At 40.4% G+C, this 22,343-nt stretch carries 11 protein-coding genes; 10 read left to right on the forward strand and 1 reads right to left on the reverse strand.

All coding sequences use genetic code 11. From position 1 onward, the window contains the following. Nucleotides 1–4 precede the first annotated feature (4 nt). The 9 genes from BHV72_RS19010 to BHV72_RS19050 all read left to right on the forward strand — a co-directional run bounded on the left by BHV72_RS19010 (nucleotide 5) and on the right by BHV72_RS19050 (nucleotide 18,583). A complete protein-coding gene (locus BHV72_RS19010; protein ID WP_005680616.1) occupies nucleotides 5–1,222 on the forward strand; it encodes a YjbH domain-containing protein in 1,218 nt (405 codons plus the stop codon). A gap of 43 nt (nucleotides 1,223–1,265) precedes the next feature. Then, on the forward strand, nucleotides 1,266–2,699 hold the full coding sequence (locus BHV72_RS19015) for a hypothetical protein (protein WP_005677818.1): 1,434 nt from the start codon (nucleotides 1,266–1,268) through the stop codon (nucleotides 2,697–2,699). Nucleotides 2,700–3,168: 469 nt separating this feature from the next. Next, on the forward strand, nucleotides 3,169–4,062 hold the full coding sequence (locus BHV72_RS19020; protein WP_005677819.1) for an ABC transporter ATP-binding protein: 894 nt from the start codon (nucleotides 3,169–3,171) through the stop codon (nucleotides 4,060–4,062). 15 nt (nucleotides 4,063–4,077) lie between these two features. Beyond that, on the forward strand, nucleotides 4,078–7,395 hold the full coding sequence (locus BHV72_RS19025) for a golvesin C-terminal-like domain-containing protein (protein ID WP_022043353.1): 3,318 nt from the start codon (nucleotides 4,078–4,080) through the stop codon (nucleotides 7,393–7,395). A 17-nt stretch (nucleotides 7,396–7,412) separates the two neighbouring features. Next, entirely contained in the window at nucleotides 7,413–8,909 is a 1,497-nt protein-coding gene (locus tag BHV72_RS19030) for a TolC family protein (RefSeq protein ID WP_005677821.1), read from the forward strand. A 7-nt stretch (nucleotides 8,910–8,916) separates the two neighbouring features. Then, complete coding sequence (locus tag BHV72_RS19035; protein ID WP_005677822.1) at nucleotides 8,917–9,978, forward strand: efflux RND transporter periplasmic adaptor subunit; 1,062 nt, start codon at nucleotides 8,917–8,919, stop codon at nucleotides 9,976–9,978. 48 nt (nucleotides 9,979–10,026) lie between these two features. Beyond that, nucleotides 10,027–13,137: an efflux RND transporter permease subunit gene (locus BHV72_RS19040; RefSeq protein ID WP_122264113.1), complete on the forward strand. Its 3,111-nt coding sequence runs from the start codon at nucleotides 10,027–10,029 to the stop codon at nucleotides 13,135–13,137. A 2-nt stretch (nucleotides 13,138–13,139) separates the two neighbouring features. Then, nucleotides 13,140–17,855, forward strand: coding sequence for an efflux RND transporter permease subunit (locus BHV72_RS19045; protein WP_122264114.1), 4,716 nt, complete (start codon nucleotides 13,140–13,142; stop codon nucleotides 17,853–17,855). 14 nt (nucleotides 17,856–17,869) lie between these two features. Then, nucleotides 17,870–18,583: a hypothetical protein gene (locus BHV72_RS19050; RefSeq protein WP_005677825.1), complete on the forward strand. Its 714-nt coding sequence runs from the start codon at nucleotides 17,870–17,872 to the stop codon at nucleotides 18,581–18,583. Nucleotides 18,584–18,612: 29 nt separating this feature from the next. On the opposite strand, the gene BHV72_RS19055 is transcribed toward BHV72_RS19050, so the two are convergent. Beyond that, on the reverse strand, nucleotides 18,613–20,832 hold the full coding sequence (locus tag BHV72_RS19055) for a patatin-like phospholipase family protein (RefSeq protein ID WP_286857531.1): 2,220 nt from the start codon (nucleotides 20,830–20,832) through the stop codon (nucleotides 18,613–18,615). 274 nt (nucleotides 20,833–21,106) lie between these two features. Between BHV72_RS19055 and BHV72_RS19060 the strand changes: the two genes are divergently transcribed. Further along, entirely contained in the window at nucleotides 21,107–22,342 is a 1,236-nt protein-coding gene (locus BHV72_RS19060; RefSeq protein ID WP_005677829.1) for an efflux RND transporter periplasmic adaptor subunit, read from the forward strand. Nucleotide 22,343: the final 1 nt, after the last annotated feature.

Below are 22,343 nucleotides of genomic sequence, written 5' to 3' on the forward strand. Positions count from 1 at the left end.
GAAGATGAAAAGAATAGTTGGTATAGTATATGTTTTTCTCTGTTGGGGAATTTCGTTACATGCACAGTCCGTTCGTGTGATCGAAACTTTGAAAAAACTGGAAATGGAGAATATCTCGGTTGTAGAGAAAAGTGACACGATAACAGCGGCTTTTGAGACTTCTGTGTATAGAGGAGCTTATAATGGGATCGGTATTGCCATACGTCATTTGGTTGCTATGCCAGAAATGCCGACTCTACAATTGGTTATATTAGATAATGCGTTACCCCAGCTGTGTATAACTCTCCCGGCAAAACTGGTTCAACAGTATCAGTCCGGTGAATACACGTTGGATGAGGTATATCGTAATATGGAGATGACGACTTCTACAGGAACCGCCATGCGTCGTTTGAAAGGAATAAAACGGGAAGACAGTACTTTCGGTAAGGTGGATTTGGTGTTATATCCTGGTGTGATGTTAGTCAATAATGTAACTTATAAACTATATAAGGCGGCTCTTGATCTGCAACCCGCTCTGGAAATGCAATTATGGAAGGGGGCTTCGCTACGGATGCAAGTCAGTCTGCCTATCGTAAATAATGAAGAAGGAAAGTGGGACTGTGTTCGCTTGGGATTCATGACTTTACGTCAGGATTTTCGTTTGGCTAATCATTGGAAAGGATACCTGACAGGCGGTAATTTCTCAGATGATCGTATGGGAGTTGCTGCGGGAGTCGGTTATTTTTCTGCAAATGGTCGGTGGACGGTAGAAGGTGAAGGAGGAATTACCGGTTCTTCTCATTTCTACGGTAGCAAGTGGGAGATGAGTAAGTGGAAAAGAATCAATGGACGGCTTAGTGTGGGATATTATGTGCCGGAAGTGAACACGCTGGTGAAGGTGGAAGGATCCCGTTTTATTTATGGAGATTATGGAATACGCGGAACGCTTTCACGTTATTTCGGCGAATATATTGTGGGTATATATGGTATGTATACGGACGGGGCAAAGAATGCAGGGTTTAACTTCTCTATTCCGTTGCCGGGGAAGAAACGCAAACGGCATGCATTGCGGATTATGCTTCCCGAATATTTTGCTTTTCAGTATGATATGCGTAGTGGGAATGAATACGCCCACCGTTCTTTGGGGGAAAGTTATAATACCGAGCCTAGGTCTGTCGAGAATTCACGTTTCTGGCAACCGGATCATATTCGCTATTATTTAATTAGGACGAGTGAGAATTGAACATGATTGATATGAATAAGTATTTTAACAAATTTGAAACATTATGAAAAGTGTAAAATGGATGTATGTGAGTGCCATGGCGATAGCCTTTGGTATGTTGTCTTTTGCTACAGTTGCATGTCATGACGATGATGACGATCCTAAACCGGCAGAAGGAGAAGTAATTGAAACTCCGAAACCGGTGGTAGAGTATTACATTAAAGGTGCTGTAACTGTAAAAGGTGAAGGAAAAAGTGGGGTAAAAGTGAAAGTTGGCGATAAAGATTGTATAACGGATTCGAAAGGTGAGTTTTCTGTAACGGAAAGTAATACGGGAACTTATGAGGTTTCTGTTGCTCCTAATGGTTATCTTTCTCAGAAAACTTCTGTGAAAATTGCTGATAATGCTGAGAATCGTAGTGTAGTAAAAGTTGCTTTTGCCTTGACGGAAGTAAGTCCGGTAAAAGAAGTGGTATTGGATGAAATGACAGATCCAATTACTGTAGAGGATGAAAGTACATCAAATGAGGCGATTCCTACAACCACAGAAGACTTTGGACAGGTTGAGCCGGACAAAGTTGTTGAAGATATGCCTCTTGCGAAAGTGGAAATTGTGATCCCGGCAGGTGTAATTAAAGAAGATGCGCAGGAGGATCCGACCCTTGTGAAAAACGGTAAAGTTGATATCAGTGTAACTACATTTGTTCCTGCTCCTAAAGAGGTTGTTACTGAAGTTAAGCCTACTGAGGTCGTAGAAGCTGTAAAAAGTATACCTTTGGCTGCTGCTCAATTTCAGCCGACAGGTTTGCAGTTTAGCGAACCTGTAAATATTTCTATTCCTAATCCTATTCCGGGGGTAACTTTCCCTAAAGCAACTATGCAACTTTCCTATCTGAATCCGGATAACGGGGAATGGGAAGTACAGGCTGCTGAAGTTACAGTGGGTGAGGCTAATTATAAAGCTCCTGTTACACACTTCTCTGCTTATGCTATAGAGAATCAAGTAAATAGTAAAGTAGAAAAAGAAGTAATTCAGAAAGACGAAATCCTTGGACAGGAAAGTCGTGACAATAGCGAGAATGCAAAGGCCTTGACAGGTATCGTGTTGAAGTATAAAGAAAAAACAGGTTGGGATTACGAGAAAGGTAGAGGTGTAGTTGAGGCTATAAAAGAAGCATTAGGAAGTAGCGTTCCCGAAAATACACTAAACGCAATGGCTGCTTATCTTAAAACTCGTATGTACTCATTAATGGGAACAACATCTGGAGTAACCGAAACTGAACGTACATACAATACAGTGAATGTAAATGGTTATACTGAGATGAACTATACTTGTTATGCCAAGACTCGTAAAACTACATTATCTACAACAGTAGTGTATGGCGGAAGCGAAAAAACAATATCTGTCTCTGCGATACGTTATACAGGTGCTGATCAGCAATATAAGACGGTAACTTATAATCCTACTCACAGCGGTGGTAAGGGAGGTAGTATCTAAGATATTTATTTGAGATATATAGTAGGGGCTTAGATTTATTCGTAGCGTGTGAATCCCTACTTTACTATGCTGGTTAGGAAAAGTACAGAGGTACATCTTATCTAATCTAGCTTACGCATCAGATTTTATTTTGATGCACATTTCCCCTAAATATCAACTGTCTGTGAAGATCGTTGATATGATTTTGATGTTATCTGTCTGATTGAAGTCAGTAGAATAAGTTTTTAATAATTAATTTTTTAAGATAAAACCCTTTTGTGTATGCTCCTTTTTTAATAAACCCTTTGGGGCATTCATATAGAGTATAGAGAGAGGAGGTCACTGTGAAGCGGCTTCCTCTTTTGCATTTGAATGAATCCAGTATCTTCTATTGACTGCTAATATAAGTTAATCTTTACAATTGTGCTTCTTGTAATATAAATAAACCCTATCTTTATCAGCCAATACAACATAGGCTTAACAAAATGTCATGAGCATAACTATTAAAAACCTCAATAAGATTTATCCAAATGGAAACCATGCATTGAAAGATGTCAATCTGGAGATTCCTACGGGGATGTTTGGCTTATTGGGTCCCAACGGTGCCGGCAAATCTACTTTAATGCGTATTCTGGTAGCTCTAATGGAGCCAACTTCCGGACAGGTTGAAATCTGTGGATACGATTTGATGAAACAACGGAAAGAAATTCGTGGTATTTTAGGATATCTCCCTCAGGACTTTCGTTTCTTTGCCAAATATAAAACGTATGAGTTTTTGGACTATGCAGCCCGTCTGTCGGGAATGACTCAAAACAGGCAAAGAAAGCAGGCTGTGGATGAAATGCTCGAAAATGTAGGATTGTTTGATGTACGTGAGCGGTATGCTAACAAATTATCAGGAGGCATGAAGCGTCGGTTGGGAATTGCGCAGGCATTGATACATCATCCTAAAGTAATTATTGTAGATGAACCTACTACCGGGCTTGACCCCGAAGAACGTATTCGTTTCCGTAACCTTCTTTCCGAAGTTAGTGAAAATGACGTCACTATTATTTTATCTACCCATATTGTAGGAGATATCTCCAGTACTTGTAACAATATGGCGTTGATGAACCGGGGGGAAGTTTCTTTCTATGGGTCTCCGCAAGATATGTTGAAGAAAGCCGAAGGCAAGGTGTGGAGGATCAGAGCCGGTGGCGATCAATTGCATGAGATTGATAAAAAATATCCGGTCATATCTACTATTCCCTCAGGGACAGCTTGGGAGGTACAGGTGGTTGCCGATAAAGTAGAAGGATACGAAGCGGAGCCATTTCCTCCTAATCTTGAACACGCCTATGTATATTATATGGAGAATCAATTAAACCTTTGGACAAACGACTAAACACGATATGCTGATATGACCTTTTTATCTAATATACAATCGGTAGCAAAGTATGAAAGCAAGTTATTAATAAGAAGTTGGTTCTTCCGGGTGTTTACAGTGCTCGCCATAGGTATCACTACTCTTTTTAATTTTCTCCTATTTGTATCGGAGGATACTTACGGATTTTGGATTGCTATGTCCATTCCGTCGAATATACCTTATCTAATTCTGCTATTGCTGAATACAGGACAGGCTGTCATTGCTATTTTTCTTGCCTCTGATTTTCTGAAAAGGGACAAGAAACTGGATACGTCGGAAGTCTTTTATGTCCGTCCGTTAAGTAATGCCGAGTACGTGATTGGTAAGATCTGGGGGAATCTGCGTGTTTTTCTGCTGCTAAATCTTATTATTATGGGCATTACAATGGCATTCAATCTGACAGTGGGAGAAGTGGACTGGATAGCTTATTTATTATATTTTCTGCTGATTAGTGTACCTACGCTCGTTTTTATTATTGGCCTGTCTATCTTTCTGATGTTGGTGCTGAAGAATCAGGCACTCACTTTTGTTATTCTGTTGGGGTATATCGGATTGACTGTTTTTTATATTGAGGATAAGTTTTATTACCTTTTCGATTATATGGCGTATAGTCTCCCATTAGTAAAATCTACTATTGTTGGATTTTCCAATTGGGAAGTAATTTTGAATCACCGGGCTATCTATTTTCTCGCCGGCCTGGCATTTGTCTTTTTCACTATCTCTCTATTCCGGCGTCTGCCTCACTCGTCGCGTAGCAATTATCCATGGGTCTTTCTTTCTGTGTGTACACTCTTGCTGAGTTTAGCTTGCGGATATTGGCATGTGCATTCCATTTTGTATCAGGGCGATATACGGGCTGCATATACACGTGTTAACAACCAATATGTCGCTACTCCGAAGCTGTTTATTCATCAATATGATTTTTCGGTAGAACAACGTCTTGATGACTTTCTATCCGAAGTAACCATGAGGGGGGTAGCTTTGGACTCGTCTGCCGTATTTACGTTTTGCCTGAATCCGGGGCTGACCGTACGTTCCGTTGATTCGGATGGACAACCACTTAAATTCAAGCGTGACAAGCAAATCGTATTAGTAGATTTCGGTACGAATCTGGCAAAGGGAGACACTGCCTTAGTGACATTTAAGTATGATGGACAAATAGATAATTCGTTTTGTTATCTGGATATTCCTCCGGAAGTGTTACAGGCTTCTAAAAAGAAATTTCTGTTCAATATTGATAAACAATACTGTTTCCAGACAAAGGATTATTTATTGCTTACTCCCGAAACATATTGGTATCCTCGTGCCGGAACTGGTTATAGTGATGAAAATCCGGACTGGCAACAAACTTATTTCAGCAATTACCATTTGAAAGTGAAGCCTCTAGCAGGGTTGGTTCCGCTTTCCCAAGGCGAAGGTAAGAGCGATGAACATGGGGTTTATACGTTTAAGGGAGATTTTCCGTCTCAAACAATATCACTGGCCATAGGAGATTATCAGCAGAAAAGTATATCTGCAGACAGCGTCCTATATAGTATCTGGCATCTGAAAGGACATGACTTTTTTTCGGCAGCTTTGGATTCTATCCACGATACGATCCCTTCATTAATACGTAATGTTAAAGACCAACTGGCTCGAAACTATAAATTGGATTATCCTTTCAAACGGTTTTCGTTGATAGAAGTACCAATACAATTTGTGGGTTATGAACGTGCTTGGTCGCAAGCACAGGAAACCGTGCAACCGGAAATGGTCTTATTTCCGGAAAAAGGGGCATTGTTTGATGATATGGATATGAAGAAACAGGTTCAAAACCATATACGTTGGTCGAGATATGGAGACAGGAATGAAATCAGTTTGCAGGAAGCACAGATGCGTACGTTCAATAATTTTATCTGGAGATTTGCGCAAACGGAAGGAAATTATAATTTTTCATCCGGTAGCAGGGGAAAAGGTAATCTTTCGTCAGAGGCAAATCCTTATTTTCTTTTTCCACAAATCTATAATTTCCGGTATAATATTTTTTCTTCGGAATGGCCTGTTGCCAACCGAGTGATTGAGTTGTATTTGCAAAAAAAATCAGAGAATGGAGGTTGGGAGCGCCAGATTAATGGTATTAGTAATAATGAAAAGGCTGTTCTGTTGCTGGAGAAGCGTACATTTAAAGAATTGCTGGTCGATATGGAACTGCGCAACTTGCAGAATAATATCGTCGGACAGGAAGCAAGCCGTCTTTTTGCCAGGGCAGAAATAAATATGGGCGTAGAAGCCTTTAGGGACTCATTATATTCATTGCTGAAACGTAATACTTTTTTGAATATAAAGTTTGAAAATATGCTCGACACATTGGGAGAGATAAGTCGGACAGATATTCGTTCATTGTTGGGAGAATGGGAAAAAACAACACCTCTTCCTTTTTACTCGTTAGGGGAACCAACATTGACTAAAATTACCAATAAGGGTGGAGAAGAATTTTTTGTATTGAAAATGCTGATAAGTAATAATTCGGATTATGATGGGATTATTCACATGGATATTCGTAAAGACGGTTGGTGGTATCAGCCTTTGGAAGACCCCAGAGCCAAAACAAAAATAGAGATGCCTGCTCATACCAGTAAGGAATTTGTTTCGGTTTGGGAAGATCAGATCCGTAATGTTGAGATTAATACTATGGTTTCGGGGAATCTTCCGAATATAATTAGTCAAGACATAAATAATGTCAAACAGGAACGAAACAAAATAGTCAAAGACAGTATTTATATATTGCCGGAATCTTCGTTCGATTTGCCGGGGGAAATTATTGTGGATAATGAAGATTCTACTCTTTTTATTCTTTCCGCTCCTCCCATTGTGGGGCTCTTGCCTAAGTGGTTGGACGAAGTGGAGGAAACACCTTTTAAATATTCGGGTATATCCTGGTGGCGTCCACCTTTACAATGGACGGCTACTACCAATGACAGATATTATGGAAAATATATTCGTTCGGCTTTTGTGATTAAAAGTGGGGACGGCAGCCAGACTGCTACATGGAAAGTACCTGTACCGGAAGTCGGTCAGTATGACTTGTATTATCATGTATTCAAGGATGATGAACTTCGTTGGAACAATAATCTTCAGGGGGAATATCATTTTAAAGTAAAGTATGGCAGTGAGGTAGAAGATGCCTATGTTAACCTGAGAAAAGCAAATGAGGGGTGGGAACAACTGGGTAGTTACTACTTTGACTCAGATACGATCCGGGTGGTACTGACAGATGAATGTAAACTGCGGTCTGTAACAGCCGACGCAGTGAAAATAGTGAAACGATATTAATTAAAACAGCAAACTATATGCAAATTGACTTACTACTATTAAAAAGAATGCTACTGGCAATTGTTGTTTTCATGGGAATTACATTACCCTCGCAAGGGCAAATTCCCTTAACGATTGACAAGGCTATGGAAATTGCGCAGGAAAACAGTCCTTCTCTCCGCCGTTCCTATATGAATTTGGAAAGGTATAAACAGAACCTGATTGCTCAGAAGGCTTCGTTGAAATCGCGGTTCTCGTTAAACCTGAATCCGTTAGATTATAACAAAAACAGGCGTTTCGATAACCGGCTGTCGCAATGGTATACTAATGAAACGCTCAACAGTAGTGGGACTTTTCAAATTGAGCAACCCATCTTATGGACGGACGGTACGATTTCGTTAATCAACAAGTTCGGTTGGCAAGACAATAATTCCATTTTGGAAGGGAATAAAACCAGCGACCGGGCATTCAGCAATGACCTCTATTTGCAATTGACTCAACCTATCTTCACTTACAACAAGCGGAAAATGGAATTGAAACAGATTGAATATGATTATGAAAATGCTGATATTAGTTATGCTCTGCAGCGGTTGAATACGGAAAAAAGTATAACAGACCAATTTTATGCTGTTTATATGGCGCAAAGTAATTTGGAAATCAGCCGTGAGGAACTAATCAATGCCCAGCAAAGCTATGATATTATAAAAAATAAGGTAGAAGCGGATTTAGCAGCCAAAGACGAACTTTTTCAGGCTGAGTTGAATCTAGCGACAGCTCGTTCGTCGGTAGACGAGAGTAAGGTGAGTTTGGAAAATGCGAAAGATAAGTTGAAACAAACACTTGGAATGAGATTGGATGAGGATATTTTAGTATTTGCCGAAGTTGATATTAAACCTATTCAAGTAGATTTGGAACAAGCTATCACACATGGATTAGGCTCACGGTTGGAACTTCGTCAGCGTGAAATAGAAAGTAAAGAACTTGAGTTTGAAATGATTAAGACAAAAGCATTGAATGAGTTCAAAGGGGATATCTCTTTGTCATTCGGATTAATGGGAGATAACCGTCATTTGAATAAAATGTTTAATAATCCGACACAAAATCCGCGTGTTTCTATCAGTTTTACTGTTCCTATATTCGATTGGGGGGAAAAGAGAGCACGAATCAAAGCACAAAAGGTTGCACAACAAATTAATGAACTTGAATTTCATGAAGAAAAGGTAGATATTGAACTGAATATCCGTCAGGTATGGCGTAGTCTTGAGAATCTCCGTACTCAGATCAAAATTGCCGAGCAGAATGTGCAAAATGCTCAATTAACTTATGATCTGAACCAGACACGTTATCGGGAAGGCGATATTACCGGTATGGAAATGAGTCAGTTCCAGACACAACTTTCAAATAAGAAAATCACTTATACGCAAGCATTAATCAACTACAGAATAGAATTACTTAATCTTAAAATTCTTTCATTGTATGACTTCGACAAGAATATTCCTATTGTTCCGATGAAAGATATAATCGATAAAAAATAAGCAGACCATGAAACAGTATCACATTTTAATAGCATTTTCTTTATTAGCAACTATAGGCTTGACAAGCTGTGGTGACAGACCACAAAACGCACCCAATAACATTGCTACTCCGGTATCTGTTGTCGAACTGAAAAAAGGTTCGATCAGTAAACTGATAAATACAACAGGAACAGTACAGCCTACTTATGGGGTGTCTCTGAACTCTGAAATGAGCGGCTTTTATAAACTTCAAATTAATCCGAAGACAGGAAAAACTTTCAAAATGGGAGATAGGGTGAGTAAAGGTACGATAATTGTCCGGTTGGAAGACAAAGAATATGAAAACGGCATTGCTATCGACGCTAAAAAGCTCAGTCTCGAAATAGCCGAACAGGAGCAATCGAAACAAAAAGCGCTTTATGAAAAGGGAGGGGTGACGATGAGTGAGATGCGGAATACGGAAGTTAAGGTGACGAATGCCCGTTATGATTATGAAAACGCACAACTCAATTTGGAGAAAATGAAGGTAAAAGCTCCGTTTGATGGTGTGATTGTTGACCTGCCCCATTATACAACTGATATCAGGGTAGAGCAGGGTAAGCCGGTAGTAAGTCTAATGGCTTATGATAAAATGTATATGGATATCAATCTGCCAGAGAGCAGCATCCGCTATGTCAAGGAAGCACAACCGGTATATATTACTCATTACACCATACCGGGTGATACTTTGAGAGGGAAAATCAGCGAATTATCTCCCGCAATCAGTTCGGAAACGCGTACCTATAAAGGAAAGGTTTTAGTTGATAACAATCAACTAAAATTGCGTCCGGGTATGTTTGCTAAAGCAGATATTGTGGTAGACAGAGCAGACAGCTCCATTATTATCCCCAAGGACGTGATTCTGTCGAACCGTCGTCGCAAATATGTATATGTCGTTGAGAAGAATACCGCAAAGATACGTAATTTAGAAACAGGCTTAGAGGATGAATATAACATTGAAATCATATCCGGACTCAAAGTAAATGACAATCTGGTAGTGAAGGGGTTTGAAACATTGAAGGAAGATGCTAAAGTAAAAATTCAAAAGTAAATTATTCGTATGACGAATAAACGTGCCTTTTGAAAATAGGAAATACTTATGAAGAATATAGTCAAATTTGCAGTAGGCAATCCGGTTACAATTTGTATGATTGTATTTGCCCTCTTATTGTTGGGAAAGGTGTCATACGATCAGTTGAGTGTCGACTTATTGCCTGATCTGAATAATCCCCGCTTGTTTATCGAACTAAAGGTAGGAGAACGTCCTCCTGAAGAGATCGAAAAACAATTTGTGAAAAACATGGAATCCATGGCCATTCGGCAGAGTGACGTTACACAGGTGTCTTCGGTGATTAAAGCGGGAACGGCACGGATTACCGTAGAATATACTTGGACAAAGGATATGGATGAAGCTTTTCTCGATTTGCAGAAAGCTATGAATCCGTTTGCCCAGAATAAGGAGATTACGGAACTAAAAATAACGCAACACGACGCGAATCTGTCGCCAGTTGTCCTGGTGGGGATGTCTCATCAGAATATTACGGATATGGCGGAATTGCGAAGGATTGCGGAAAGTTATATCCGTAACGAGCTGATTCGCCTGGAAGGTGTTGCCGAAGTGACTCTTTCGGGAGAGGAAGTGACTACCCTTACCGTTCAGACTGATCCTTATAAATTAAATGCTTTCCAATTAAAGATAGAGGATATCGCTTCGCGTATTGAGTCTAATAATCAGAGCATATCCGGAGGACGGGTAAGTGAATTGGGATTGCAGTATTTAGTGAAAAGTTCGAGTCTGTTTTCCACAGAAGCCGATTTTGAAAATTTGATCGTCGGATATAAACCGGTACAGCAGGAGACTTCAGGGAATAGTTCTTCTGAAACTGTGACAGATGTCAACAAGGCTCCCGTCTTTTTGAAAGAAGTAGCTACTGTGCAGTTTGTGAATGCACGTCCCGAAAACATTGTACGTATTAATGGAAAACGTAGTATCGGTTTGTCTATTTATAAGGAAATGCGTTTCAATACGGTGAAGGTGGTAGACGAAGTAACTAGTCGGTTGGCAGTGATAGAAGATGCTTTGCCCGGCTATCATTTTCAGGTAATCTCCAATCAGGGGACTTTTATAAAAAGTGCTATCGGTGAAGTGAAAAGCAGTGCTATATTGGGTATTGTCCTTGCTGTCATTGTATTGTTTGTATTCCTTCGTCGAATGGGAACAACGTTGATTGTCAGTCTTTCTATTCCAATCTCTATTGTAGCAACTTTCAATTTGATGTTTTTCAATGGGCTTACGCTGAATATTATGACTTTGGGAGGGTTGGCTCTCGGAGCGGGTATGCTGGTAGATAATGCCATTGTAGTTATAGAAAGTATTTTCCGGAATCAGGAAAAAGGAGTGAGTGTTAAGGAGGCAGTGGTCACCGGAACTGCGGAGGTGGCAAATGCGGTTATTGCTTCTACTTTGACGACTATTGTGGTATTTCTTCCGATTGTTTATCTTCATGGAGCTTCGGGTGAACTGTTTAAAGATCAGGCTTGGACAGTTACTTTCTCACTTGTATCTTCCTTGTTTGTTGCTATCCTAGTGATTCCGATGTTATATACTCAACTTTCCGGCAAGAAAGTAAAAATGGAAGAAGTGAAATCAATCCGTATTACTAGATATAGCAAGATACTTCGCAAGTTGGTTCGACATCGTTGGTGGGTAATTGGTATGGCAGTGTTATTACTTGTAGTTACAGGTTTGCTGACTCCGTTCATTGGTACGGAGTTTATGCCGAGGGCGGAAAGTAAGGCTTTTACTGCTGTTGTGAAAATGCCTGAAGGTACGCAAATGGAACGTACTGCTGCGGCTGTGGGTAATCTCGAAGATTTATTATATACTATTGTCGGAGGCGATTCTCTGTGTACGATATATAGTCATGTCGGAGAGGGAAGCGGTTCGGAAAATGCCATATTTGAAGGAGAAAATACGGCGATGATGAAAATTATTCTTTTTCCGGAGTGTATTCTTTCTCCAGAAAATGTAATTGCCCGGTTCCTTGAAGAAGCGAAGAATCCCGATGGTCTGGAATTATCTATCCGTCAGGATGAAAATTCTTTGAGTTCTCTGTTGGGTAGTGAAGGAGCTCCTATTGTAGTGGAAGTGAAAGGAGAGGAGTTGGACGAAATAGCGAAGATTACCGGAGAAGTAAAGGAAAGAATGCAGGAAGTGGATGGGGTGTATGACGTTGTAACTTCTATTGAAGACGGTGCTCCGGAAGTAGTGATTTCAATAGACCGTACCATAGCCGGGATCAATAATCTGAGTGTTGCTACAGTGATTGAACAGTTGAAACAACAGTTGAGTGGTAAGGAAGCCGGTAAAATGGAGTATCGCGGTGAGATGCGTGATATCGTGATTAAAGTACCGGATATATCTTTAGGAGCTCTCGGATCACTTGTTATCAGAAGTGGTACACAAGAGTTTTTGTTGGACGAGATCGCTAGTATTACTCATGGGCAGGCACCTAAAGAGATTCTACGTCGCAATCAGAGCCGTATAGGTAAAATAATGGCTAATATGGACACTGGCAAATCACTTGATAAAGTGGCGGCAGAAGTGCGTTTGGCTGTTAAAGATATTGATTTGCCTGCTAATTATAGTATCACAGTGACCGGAGAAGAAGAAAAACGGCAGGAGTCTATGCATAGCTTATTGTTTGCTTTATTGCTTTCTGTTGTACTTGTTTATATGGTCATGGCTTCACAGTTTGAATCGTTGTTACATCCTTTTACGATTCTGCTGACTATTCCGCTGGCTGTGGTGGGTGCTATCTTGCTTTTCTTCATTACCGGAACCACGATTAATATGATGGGAGTTATCGGTATCGTGATGTTGGGAGGTATTGCCGTTAATAACTCTATTATTCTGGTAGACCGTATCAACCAACTTAGCCAGGCAGGAATGGAGTTGACTGACGCCATTGTAGAAGCAGGACAGCAACGTATCCGTCCTATCATAATGACTACGTTGACTACGATTCTGGCTATGCTTCCAATGACATTCGGATTTGGTGAAGGTGCTTCCCTTCGTTCGCCAATGGCTATTGCTGTGATTGGAGGACTGATAACTTCTACTTTGATGAGTTTGATGGTTATCCCATGTGTATATTATGTCCTTGAAAAGATAAAAAGGCGTATAAATCACCGAACTAAAAAAAGCTGAAGATGAACTTTTTACTAAATAGGAGAATTACGATCTGTATGCTGTTTATTGCACTTAGTCTTTTGGGCTATGTGTCCTACAAACAGCTTCCGGTAGAGTTGCTGCCTAATGCAGAGCTTCCGGTATTGTTTATCCAAGTGTCGTCGCAGCAGGATATGGACCCTTCGTATGTGGAGTCGGAAGTGATAATTCCGCTTGAAGGAGCTGTCAGTACGATAGGAGGAGTAGACAAACTGCAATCTTATATAGACAGGAGGCAATCGAACATACAAATTGATTTTAAGAAGAATGTCAATTTCAAGATGACTGCTCTTAAGTTGCAGGAAAAGGTGAATGAAGTGGCAGCATCTTTTCCCAGTGGTTTTACTGTGCAGGTACAGAAAGTTGATATTGCACAGATGAACAATAACTTTATGGTACTTCAGGTACGGGGTTCGGGAGGGACAGACCGTGTCAGGAACTTAGTGGAGGATAATATTCTTTCCGATTTGGAGAACATAGATGGTGTGGCATCTGTCAATATATATGGCGGACGGCAAAAAGCGATTGAGATACGTCTCCATTCGGAGGTGTGCAAAGCGTTGAACCTTACGGCGTCAAAGATAAGTAATCTGCTTTCACAGAATACGCAGGAGAAAACGTTTGTCGGTTTTGCCAATGAGCCGGATAGTAAGATTTTTGTTCACGTAAATGCGATGTATACGAAAGTATCTGACCTGGAAAATATTGTGGTGGCTCCCGGACCTGTCTTGTTGAAAGATGTGGCAACCGTATTCTTTGATCTGAAAGATGAAACCACTTATAGTCGTGTAAATGGGAAAGAGGCTGTTTCTGTGGTATTGATAAATGATTCGCAGGCAAATCTTATAGAGCTTTCCCACCGTGTTTCTGATGCGATTGACAAACTGAATGAAAAAATAGTTCCGCTTGATCTGGAAATAGTCGTTCAGGAGAATAAGGCTGAAACGATGGAGAATAACATCAATCAAATCATTAACCTGGCATTGGTCGGTGGATTGTTGGCTGTTTTCATTCTCTGGCTTTTTTTGAAAAATATGCGGCTGGTGTTCTTTATCGCACTTTCAATTCCGATCTCAGTTTATACGGCCTTCAATTTCTTCTATGCTTCCGGCATTACTATCAATAGCCTTACATTAGTGGGAATGGCACTTGCCATTGGGATGCTACTGGATAATAGTGTTGTAGTGCTGGAGAATATTTATCGTTTATCCGGAAGCGGCTACACACCCGAGCGCTCAGTTACTCAGGGCACTAAAGAGGTGTGGCGCTCTATTGTAGCAGCTACGTTGACTACTGTCACTGTTTTCCTGCCGTTTGTCTTTTCAGATAATTTCCTGATTAAACTGATAGGGCATCATATCGGGGTGTCTATTATATCTACGCTGACTATTTCCTTGTTTGTGGCTTTGCTTTTCATTCCTATGGTCACTTATGTTATTCTGAAAAAGAAGAAAGGAAGAAGTGTCGTTTATGAGAAAGTGTCGATTATTCAACGTCCGATACAAGTGTATCTGGTTTTACTGAAGACGTGTATGCGTAATCCGGGAGTCACTATATTCGGAGCGGTGATTTTACTTTTTGCTACTCTGATATTATCACTGACCTTGAATGTGCAGCAGATGAAAGAAGTGGATTCGGATCGGTTTAATATAAGTGTTGTAATGCCTACCGGAAGTACCCTTGAGAATACGGACAAGATAGTCAAAGTGCTGGAAGAACGTCTGAAGGATTTCCCAGAAAAGAAAGATTTGATCTGCCGTGTCCGGGAGAAAGAAGCAACTATTACGCTCATTTTGCAAAAAGATTATCAAAAGATAGGTAAACGGAAAATTACGGACATCAAATCGGATGTGCAATCCAAAGTCTCGAACATTAATGGGGCGGAAGTCTATGTCTCTGATGCTATGGGAGGCGGACAGGAAAATTCGGTATTGAGTAGTCTTGGAGGCTTTATGCGTTTACTGGGTATTGGTGATAATAATGAACGAGTGGTTGTCAGAGGTTCTGATTTCGAAATGATGCAAATGGTAGCTGAGGAAATCCGCTACCTACTGGATGAACAGGAATTTGTGCAACATACTCATGTATCGTATACTCCTCGTCAGCCAGAGATAAATCTGAACTTTGACCCGATTCTGCTGACTACTTATGATATCAATCGTGCTAATATAACTTCGGGATTAACGGCACTCAATAACGAGTTTTCTTCTGAAGTGACTTTTAAAGTGGGAGAAGATAATTATGACATTATCATTCGCGATGAAATTTTGAAAAAAAGTACAGAGACGGAAGAAGAAGCGGAGGAGAAGGTTCAAAAAGAAAAGACAGTTGATGATTTGCGTGCTGTTCGGATAGAAAATGCAAAGGGTGGAATGCACAATCTGGAAGATATAGCCTCTATTAATTATGGTCGCGGACGTTCGCGGATCATACGTGTCAATCAGGATAAACAACTTGAAGTTTATTATAATTTCTCAAGAGATGTGCAGTCCTCAAAGGAATTATTGGGAAGTTATCGTTCTGATATAGACCAATTGATTGCCGGTTATAATCTACCTTCAGGCGTTGCCTTGCAAGTATTCCATGAGGAGGATCAGTTTGGAGATTTCAAATTTCTTATTCTGGCAGCCTTCATTTTGATTTTTATGATACTTGCTTCTGTTTTTGAGTCTGTAGTAACTCCTTTTGTATTACTTTTTACTATTCCGCTTGCTGCTATCGGCTCTTTGCTGGCGTTATTGCTTTCGAGCAATAGCCTGATGAATGCAAATACGCTGACGGGGTTCTTGATTCTGCTGGGAGTAGTTGTAAATAACGGAATTATCCTTATAGACTATGCTAATATTTTACGTAAAAGAGGATATCGCCGGAATCGGGCATTAATGACTGCCGGAATGTCACGTATCCGTCCGATTTTGATAACTTCTATCACAACGATCGCCGCTATGTTGCCGTTGGCCATGGGAGATACGGAATATGCCGGAGCCATTGGGGCGCCTTTTGCTATTACAGTGATTGGTGGACTTCTTTTCTCTGCCTTATTGACGTTGATTTTGATTCCTACTGTCTGCATGGGATTGGAAAATGTGCTTTGGTGGTATCGTTCTTTGTCTCGTAAAATGTGGATTTTCCATTTTGTTCTTTTTGTAGTTGGCGTTGTCAGTATCTGGCTATATGCTGAAGGAATACTTTGGCAGTCTATCTATTTAGTAGCACTGGTTGCGGGTATACCAGGACTGACTTATTTTGCACAGACTAGTCTTAGAAGAGCTAAATCGAAAGTCATAGATCCGAATGAAGAAATACACATATCTGTCCGGAATCTGGTTAAGATATATGATTGGCCGGGACGTATCAGTCGTCAATGGCATAGTGGTCTGCAAATACGGAAAAGGCTGGGAATGAGTCGTGAATATCATTCTCTAAAAGACTTTGTCAATGTGTTGTGGCAATTCGGTATGTTAGCGTTCGGTGTTTATTTTACTTATTTTTTTATTCAAAATAGACTTTGGATATTTCTGTTTTCGTTTGCTATTTATGCATCGGCTTTGTACTTGTGGAGAAAAATACGTTCTTATTTATATTATCGTTACGAAAATAGTAAGGGAGTAAAGGCAGTAAACCGTGTGATATTCTGGGGACTTCCTCCTGTTATCTTGTTCGAACTGTTCAAGCGACTGGATAATAACGGTTTGGTGGTAATGATTGGGCTGTTGTGGTTTGCGGGTATTGCTATCTACGTTACCTCACAGTATCTATATGAACATAATGTAAATATAGAACGTGTTACCGGACGATTTGCCGGACTTCGCCGCTTTTACTTCCGTATGGTAAAGAGTGTTCCTTTGATTGGAAAACAACGTAAACCTTTTAAAGCATTGCGTGGAGTTTCGTTTGAGATTCAGACAGGTATGTTCGGACTCCTGGGACCGAACGGAGCCGGAAAGTCAACTTTGATGCGCGTGATTTGTGGCATATTCGAGCAGAGTTATGGCAGTATCTGGATTAATGGTATGGATACCCGTATCTATAGGGAAGAATTGCAAAGCTTGATAGGATTCCTTCCGCAGGAATTTGGCACTTACGAAAATATGACATCTTGGGAGTTTCTTGATTATCAGGCTATACTGAAAGGAATAATAGATGAGGATTTGCGTAAGGAACGGTTAGAGTATGTTTTGAATGCGGTACATATGTATGAGCGGAAAGATGAAAATATCGGTTCTTTCTCGGGAGGTATGAAACAGCGGATCGGCATTGCATTGATTTTGCTCCATTTGCCACGTATTCTGGTAGTAGATGAGCCGACAGCAGGACTCGACCCTCGTGAGCGTATCCGTTTTCGTAATCTGTTGGTGGAATTGAGTAAAGATCGTGTGGTCATTTTTTCTACTCATATCATTGAAGATATATCCAGTTCCTGTAATCAGGTTGTGGTAATAAACAAGGGTGAACTGAAATATTTCGGTGATCCGGCGGACATGGTGGAAATGGCTAATGGAAAGGTATGGCAGTTTAATATAGATAAAACGGAGTTTGAAAAGGCATTGGATAAATCTTTGGTCATACATCATATCCAGCAAGGGGATACTATCCGTGTTCGTTATCTTTCTGTTGAGCAACCATACGAAGGAGCCGAAGAAGTTGAGGCCAATCTGGAAGATGCTTATCTCTGCCTATTGAAGAATATGAATTAAAAGAAAAGAATGATATGACATTTAATCAATTAATAAAGCTGCTGCCTAAGGTGGTAAAATATAATTTGAAGATTATTTTTGCCGGAAAGTTCTTTTGGTTTCTGTTAGCGGCATTTGGATTCTTTGCCTTTTTTATGTTTCAGAGTGCGTGGAACCGGGCAGAAATTAATGAAGGGCTTATCTATAATATACTCATGTTCCCATGTTTATTGCTGATATTCTACCCGGCTGTCTTCGGCATTCAAAATGACGAAGACAGCCGGATATTGGAAATACTTTTTGGTATTCCTGACTATCGGTATAAAGTATGGGGAGTACGGTTACTCATGATTTACGTGGTTATTTTTGCTATTCTAATCGTCTTTTCGTACATCGCTATCTTATTGCTGTATCCAATCAATCCTTTTGAGATGTCTTTGCAGTTGATGTTTCCGGTTCTTTTTTTTGGTAATTTGACTTTTATGTTTTCTACGATTACCCGGAGTGGAAACGGAACGGCTGTACTTATGATTATCATTGGCATTGTACTGATGTTTTTCAGTAATATGAATAGCATAGAACGTTCATTTTGGAATATTTTGCTGAATCCCTTCCGTGTGCCTGATAATTTTCATCCGATGATATGGGAAGGGATTCTTATCAAAAATCGTATATTTCTTTTCTCCTCCAGTCTGATCTGGATGATGATCGGTCTGCTGAATTTACAGAAGCGGGAAAAATTTGTATAGTATAAAGTTTAAATTATAAAAGATTGGAATCAGAAATAATATCCCAGATTCACAAAGCAGCTTCCTTTATCAGTCTGATTGGAATATCCCAATGATATTTCCAGAGGACCGAAAACGCTATCCATTCCATAACCTGCGCTGATGCCGAACAATTGTTTGCCTTTCAGTATTTCGAAGAAGTGACTGTCCGTCAAACCGTAGTTGCCTGTCAGGGTGAGGTAATGAATACTTCCCATACGTTGCCTGAACTTCAGAGAAGTAATGATAATAGAATTTTCCATTAATTCCATGTTTGTTACGCCGGCAAAAGGCAACTGTTGTGGAATATAAAAACCGTATACTTCACCACCGATAGCATTTTTCAGGGGATAAGGAATTCCTTTCCCTATCAGGACACGCCCATAGATCGACGGAATGATAGAAAAACGGCGGGTGGCAGGAATCACACTTGCCCACGAAGCACTCAGTGCGGAAAATGGGGCCTGTTCATTGTATTGCGCCATATTATCGGTATAGAGTGAGTAGGCGGCTTTGAAATCACTTCCTTTGGAGGGGAAATATCCTTTATCGTATGTGTTATAGTGCACTTGTGCAAAATAGCTAAGGAAGTGTTCTGATTCTACATCCAAGCCGATAAATTCCGGCTTCTTAAATAAGAAGTCTTTGTATTTATAATATTCGAAACGGAATCCGAGACCAAAACGGAAATTCTTATACCATACATCCGAGAAGCCAAATTCAGCTAAATGATATTTGTAAGTAGTGTTATAGGCGCGTTCTCCTTCTTCATATATGTTGATGTCATTATACTGAAACATATACGAAAAATTGAAGTTGCGCTGTTGCATAGGCTCTAATGTATAGTCAATGCGCGCCGCATACCGTTTCCCTAATCGCCCGGTAAGAGATAGTCGGGAAGGAATATGAGTTTTGAGGTCTGCCGTTCCATTGATTAATAAAGAGGCTATTTCTTCCGAATCGAAACGGATCCCCAGATTAATTCTTTTTTCATACTTTGCTTGCAGTAGGAAATTGAGGTGATAACCTTCGGGAGTGTCCGTCAACGTATAGCTGGCACTGGAATAAGATTGGCTTCCTCTTAATTGATATAATGCCTGTTCTATCTGTTGGGTGGTAATATTACTATTTTCTTTCAGGTTGCATTTTTTCATTAGCCATTTCTTGTCGTCAGCTTCTACACCGGAGAATGATATGTCTGTCACATAAATTGTACGTACATTGGAGAGGGAAGAATACGGACCATGTTGTTTGGGAACATAATTATCGGATATTCCTATCTTCTTTTTCAAAGCGAGTAAGGAATTCCATTGTGCTTTAGCTGCTTCTTCTCCTCTTCGCATTAAAGTGTCAATAGCGGCCGGAGTAAAACTAGCCGAAGAATAACCGTCTACGTTTACACGAATGTAAGTATCGGTAAGGTCTACATTCTTTTCATGATTGGATTGGCAGGTAATATCTACGATTTGCCCTAAGATATCAGGAGCACTGTTCAGCTTATCCGCTTTTTTCAAGGCGTTTTGTACATCCACTCCGATGATAACATCAGCTCCCATAGCTTTTACAACATCTGCCGGATAGTTATTTACAATTCCACCGTCCACCAATACCATACTGTCTTGTCGTACCGGTGTAAATACACCTGGGATAGCCATACTGGCCCGCATGGCAGTTGACAGGACCCCGTTGTGGAATATAATTTGTTCTCCATTGACAACATTTGCTGCTACACAAGCGAAAGGGATGGGGAGTTTATCAAAGTTGATAGAATCATGATAGCCCATAGTCAAGTCTGAAAATAGATTGGCAAGATTTTGCCCTTTGATAATTCCGCCCGAAGAAGCCGCATCTTTGGGACTTTTGGTGAAAGGTATGGAGACAATGAACTTTTCCGACCGTTCACGGTCGGTCAATGACATGGCACTTCGTTTGATACGGTCGCTTAACAGAAACGTCCAGTTTTGTTTTCGAACCATACTGTCCAATTGCTCGGGAGTATAACCAATAGCGTAGAGTCCTCCTACAATGGCTCCCATACTAGTTCCGGCTATGTAATCGATAGGAATACCCGCTTCTTCGATCACTTTTAATGCTTTGATATGCGCCATTCCTTTGGCACCGCCGCCACTCAAAACTACACCTACCTTCTTGCGTTGCTCCTGAGAATATAAGGAAAAAGGCAATAGTAGGCACATTGATAAAACTAATGTTGAGAAGATTTGTTTTTTCATTAGGACATGGTCTAGTGTTGATGATGTATATATAAATACAAATGTAGGGCATAATTTGTTTAGTTGTTGAAATCGGAATTAAAAAAAATGTTCCAAAAGTCGGAAATGTGGATTAATTCTACACTTTGCAGCTAAACTCCCCATTCTCACGAAAGAATGTGAATGACATAAATGGTTGATTATTAGATAACAAAAGATCAAAGTGATTTTGGCACGCAAATTGTATAAATGTGGATATAACAAACATAAGTTAAATTAAATAATAAGATTCGATATGAGATTATTCTTTTCGAAACATGAATTGAAACTGAGGAGAAAGAGAACCATTGCTGCTATAATCTGTGCGGTAGTTGTGTTGGGCGTGTATTGGATGTTGACCCGACCTCAGAAGGCTACGCCGGAAATGCCGACAGTCATTGTTGAACCGGTAGTAAAAGATGATGTAGAGATATACGGGGAATATGTGGGACGAATTCGTGCCCAACAGTTCGTCGAAGTACGTGCCCGGGTGGAAGGTTATCTGGAAAATATGCTTTTTGCAGAGGGTACGTATGTGAATAAGAATCAGGTTTTGTTTGTAATCAACCAGGATCAATATCGGGCAAAAGCCGACAAGGCCAGAGCACAGTTGAAAAAAGACGAAGCACAGGCTTTGAAGGCTGAACGAGATTTGAAGCGTATACGTCCATTGTTTGAACAAAATGCTGCAAGTCAGTTGGACTTGGACAATGCTGAGGCTGCTTATGAAAGTGCCGAAGCTACGGTCGCCATGAGTGAGGCGGACTTGGCGCAGGCTGAATTGGAACTGGGATATACCATTGTCCGGTCGCCATTGTCTGGTCATATCAGTGAAAGAAATGTGGATTTGGGTACCTTGGTGGGACCCGGAGGAAAATCTCTACTCGCTACTATTGTGAAAAGTGATACCGTACTGGTCGATTTCAGTATGACAGCACTTGATTATCTGAAAAGTAAAGAAAGAAATATTAATTTAGGCCAGCAAGACTCGACCCGTTCCTGGCAACCGAATATTACGATTACTTTAGCAGATAATACCGTTTATCCTCATAAAGGTTATGTTGATTTTGCTGAACCTCAGGTAGATCCTCAGACAGGTACTTTCTCCGTACGTGCGGAAATGCCTAATCCCAAACAAGTATTATTGCCGGGACAGTTTACGAAAGTAAAGCTGTTGCTGGATGTTCGCGAAGGAGCCCTTGTTGTTCCAATGAAAGCTGTTACTATCGAAAAGGGCGGAGCTTATATTTATACTCTGCGTAAAGATGACGCGGTAGAAAAACGTTTCGTGGAATTAGGACCGGAAGTCGGAAATAATGTAGTAGTGGAAAGAGGTTTGGCGGAAGGAGAGAAGGTTGTAGTGGAAGGTTTCCATAAATTGACACCGGGAATGAAAGTACGAATCAGTACACCGGAAACAAAAGTAAAAGACACTACAACTGAAACTGGAAATACTTCGATAGAAATGAAGGATAACACAAAAGGAGAATAAG

This window comes from Bacteroides sp. 43_46 (assembly GCF_001915455.1).
Lineage (GTDB): Bacteria > Bacteroidota > Bacteroidia > Bacteroidales > Bacteroidaceae > Bacteroides > Bacteroides caccae.

Coding starts and splice junctions, on each gene's coding strand:
- BHV72_RS19010 (WP_005680616.1), top strand. CDS start 5: ATGAAAAGAATAGTTGGTATAGTATATGTTTTTCTCTGTTGGGGAATT.
- BHV72_RS19015 (WP_005677818.1), top strand. CDS start 1,266: ATGAAAAGTGTAAAATGGATGTATGTGAGTGCCATGGCGATAGCCTTT.
- BHV72_RS19020 (WP_005677819.1), top strand. CDS start 3,169: ATGAGCATAACTATTAAAAACCTCAATAAGATTTATCCAAATGGAAAC.
- BHV72_RS19025 (WP_022043353.1), top strand. CDS start 4,078: ATGACCTTTTTATCTAATATACAATCGGTAGCAAAGTATGAAAGCAAG.
- BHV72_RS19030 (WP_005677821.1), top strand. CDS start 7,413: ATGCAAATTGACTTACTACTATTAAAAAGAATGCTACTGGCAATTGTT.
- BHV72_RS19035 (WP_005677822.1), top strand. CDS start 8,917: ATGAAACAGTATCACATTTTAATAGCATTTTCTTTATTAGCAACTATA.
- BHV72_RS19040 (WP_122264113.1), top strand. CDS start 10,027: ATGAAGAATATAGTCAAATTTGCAGTAGGCAATCCGGTTACAATTTGT.
- BHV72_RS19045 (WP_122264114.1), top strand. CDS start 13,140: ATGAACTTTTTACTAAATAGGAGAATTACGATCTGTATGCTGTTTATT.
- BHV72_RS19050 (WP_005677825.1), top strand. CDS start 17,870: ATGACATTTAATCAATTAATAAAGCTGCTGCCTAAGGTGGTAAAATAT.
- BHV72_RS19055 (WP_286857531.1), bottom strand. CDS start 20,832: ATGAAAAAACAAATCTTCTCAACATTAGTTTTATCAATGTGCCTACTA.
- BHV72_RS19060 (WP_005677829.1), top strand. CDS start 21,107: ATGAGATTATTCTTTTCGAAACATGAATTGAAACTGAGGAGAAAGAGA.